The organism is Streptomyces sp. MnatMP-M17, from assembly GCF_900091995.1.
In the GTDB taxonomy this organism is placed as follows: Bacteria; Actinomycetota; Actinomycetes; order Streptomycetales; family Streptomycetaceae; genus Streptomyces.
Genome location: NZ_FMDK01001103.1, coordinates 1 through 2601 on the forward strand (window position 1 = coordinate 1; position 2601 = coordinate 2601).

Sequence of the window (2601 nt, forward strand, 5' to 3'; positions counted from 1 at the left end):
CTTGATCAGATATCCCGCGCCACGCCGGGTATGGATCATCGGCGGGCGTCCGGCGTCGATCTTCCGCCGCAGATAGGAGATATACAGCTCGACGACATTGGCCTGGCCGCCGAAGTCGTACGACCAGACACGGTCGAGGATCTGCGCCTTGCTCAGTACGCGGCGCGGATTGCGCATCAGATAGCGCAGCAGCTCGAACTCGGTCGCCGTGAGATGGATGGACTCGCCGCCGCGGCTGACGTCATGGCTGTCCTCGTCCAGCGTCAGATCGCCGACGATCAGCAGCGACTCACTGCGCACAGCCGCCGCACCGGACCGCCGGATCAGTCCGCGCAGCCGGGCCACGACCTCCTCCAGGCTGAACGGCTTGGTGACATAGTCGTCGCCGCCCGCGGTCAGCCCGGCGATCCGGTCCTCCACGGCGTCCTTGGCGGTGAGGAAGAGGACGGACACCTGGGGCAGTTCACGCCGTAGCCGTCCCAGTACGGCCAGCCCGTCCATGTCGGGCAGCATCACATCCAGCACCACCGCGTCGGGCCGGAAGTCCCGGGCGGAGCGCACCGCGCCCGCGCCGTCCGCGGCGCTGCGCACCTCCCAGCCCTCGTACCGCAGGGCCATGGCGAGCAGCTCGGTGAGCGAGGTCTCGTCGTCGACGACAAGGACACGGACGGGACTGCCGTCCGGCCTGAGCATTTCGGTGCGCCCGCGGGGCGAGGTAATGGTCATGCTGGTCAACCCTGCGGAGTACCTCTGAGAGCCCTCTTTCCGAAACCTGTGAATTCCCTGAGAAACGTGGCCGCACGCCGTCGGAGCGAGCCGGGCGGGCGGCCCGTCAGGCGGCACCGGCCAGATCATCGCCGGCCGGATCATCGAGCCCGAAGAGCCGCACTCCGTTCCCGTAACAGACCGCGCGCAGCCACTCGTTCCCCAGCTCCAGCCGCTCCAGGGCCTCCAACTGGTGTATGTACGGATACGGGATGTTCGGGAAGTCGGTCCCCAGCAGGATCCGGTCCCCCAGATCCGCGAGCCGTTCCCGCGCCTCCCGGGGAAAGGGCGCGAAGCGCTCGCTGAAGTCCGTGAACGCCATGGTCGTGTCCAGCCTGACCTGTGCGTACCGCTCGGCGAGGGCCAGGAAATCCGCGTACTCCGGCATCCCGAGATGCGCGACGATCAGCGGCAGCGCGGGATGGCGCGCCAGCAGCCGCCCGACCGGCTCCGGCCCGGTGTGCTTGCCGGGCGCGGGTCCTGAGCCGCAGTGCACGACCACCGGGACCGCGGCCTCGGCGAGCAGCCCCCAGACCGGGTCGAGCCGCTCGTCGTTCGGGTCGTACGCCCCGACCTGGAGGTGCGCCTTGAAGACGCGCGCGCCGCCCTCGACGGCCTCGCGTACATACGACTCGACGCCCGTCTCCGGAAAGAGCGTGGCCGTGCGCAGACAGTCGGGCGTACGGGCGGCGAACTCGGCGGCCCAGTCGTTCAGCCATCGCGCCATGCCCGGTTTATGGGGATAGAGCATCGAGGTGTACGCCCGTACGCCGAACGCCCGGAGCAGGGCGACGCGTTCGTCCTCCTCGTGCCGGTAGGTGATGGGCCACTCCATCCCGGTGAGCGGCCCGACGGCGTCGAAGTAGGCCCATACCTTCCTGAGCACGCGTTCCGGCATGAAGTGCGTATGGACGTCGACGAGGCCCGGCAGTCCGGCCCGCACCAGAAACGCCCGTATGCGCGCGCTCTCGTGATCATCCATCCCGGGACTCCCCTTCCCACCGCCCGACGAGCTCAGAGACGAGCTCAGAACAGCCCATCCTGCATATCTCCGCCGGACAGCTCACGCACGGGTACGGTGATCGCGCCACCGCTCGTCCCCGTACCGCCTCCCTCCTCCAGACCGACGAGCTCCCAGCCGGTCATCAGCCGGGTGTCGAGGACCACGAGCCCGCCGTCCGCCGTGGCGAGATGCAGATCGGGCCCGGCGGCGGCGACCAGCCGTCCCGCGACCTGCCCGCCCTCCACCAGCTCGCTCACCACGCCCGTGGCCGGCGCCAGCCCGTCCAGCCCGAACACTCCGGCGTGGTCCACCGCCGTGAACGCCACCCGCTCCAGCGACTGCGGCCATCGCTCCAGCGCGACCGCCCGCCCGTACAACTCCTCGATCTCGGCGGCCCGGTCCGCCCTCGGCGGCAGGGCGGACCGTACGGCGCGCTTGCGCGCGTACGGGATACGGTCCGGCACACCCAGCGCCATACGCAGCAACTCCTCGGTCCGCCGCGCCGCCATCAGCGGCCCACGCCCGAGCCAGCAGAACACCACGGCGCCCTGCTCCAGCAACCGCGCCGGCCCTCGCTCCTCGGCCGTGATCCCGACCTTCACCATCCCGGGCCCGAACCAGGCGAGATAGACGCGATAGGTCCGCGGATCATCGGCGACGGTATCGGCGGCCACGGAATGCGCCCGGTCCAGCCGCGCGCACTCGGCACACAGCCCGCCGGTACTCCGCGCCCCGATCACCGCCCCCAACGGACACACATTCCCCCGCGCCCCCAGACACCCCCGCTCCCCAACAACCCGAAACCCCAGCTCAAGCCCCCGCCCAAGCCCTCT

3 protein-coding genes are annotated in these 2601 nt (G+C 70.3%); all 3 read right to left on the reverse strand.

Annotated elements, in window-relative coordinates; genetic code table 11:
• A partial coding sequence (locus tag GA0115259_RS36510; protein ID WP_093604776.1) for a response regulator transcription factor occupies positions 1-726 on the reverse strand: 726 nt, incomplete at its 3' end.
• A 106-nt stretch (positions 727-832) separates the two neighbouring features.
• Entirely contained in the window at positions 833-1747 is a 915-nt protein-coding gene (locus GA0115259_RS36515) for an amidohydrolase family protein (protein ID WP_093604772.1), read from the reverse strand.
• 44 nt (positions 1748-1791) lie between these two features.
• On the reverse strand, positions 1792-2601 hold an 810-nt coding region (locus GA0115259_RS36520; protein ID WP_370749318.1), incomplete at its 5' end, for a DUF2797 domain-containing protein.

What these genes read in the sequence shown, in the direction of transcription:
- GA0115259_RS36515 (WP_093604772.1), bottom strand. Translation starts at nt 1,747, where the DNA reads ATGGATGATCACGAGAGCGCGCGCATACGGGCGTTTCTGGTGCGGGCC.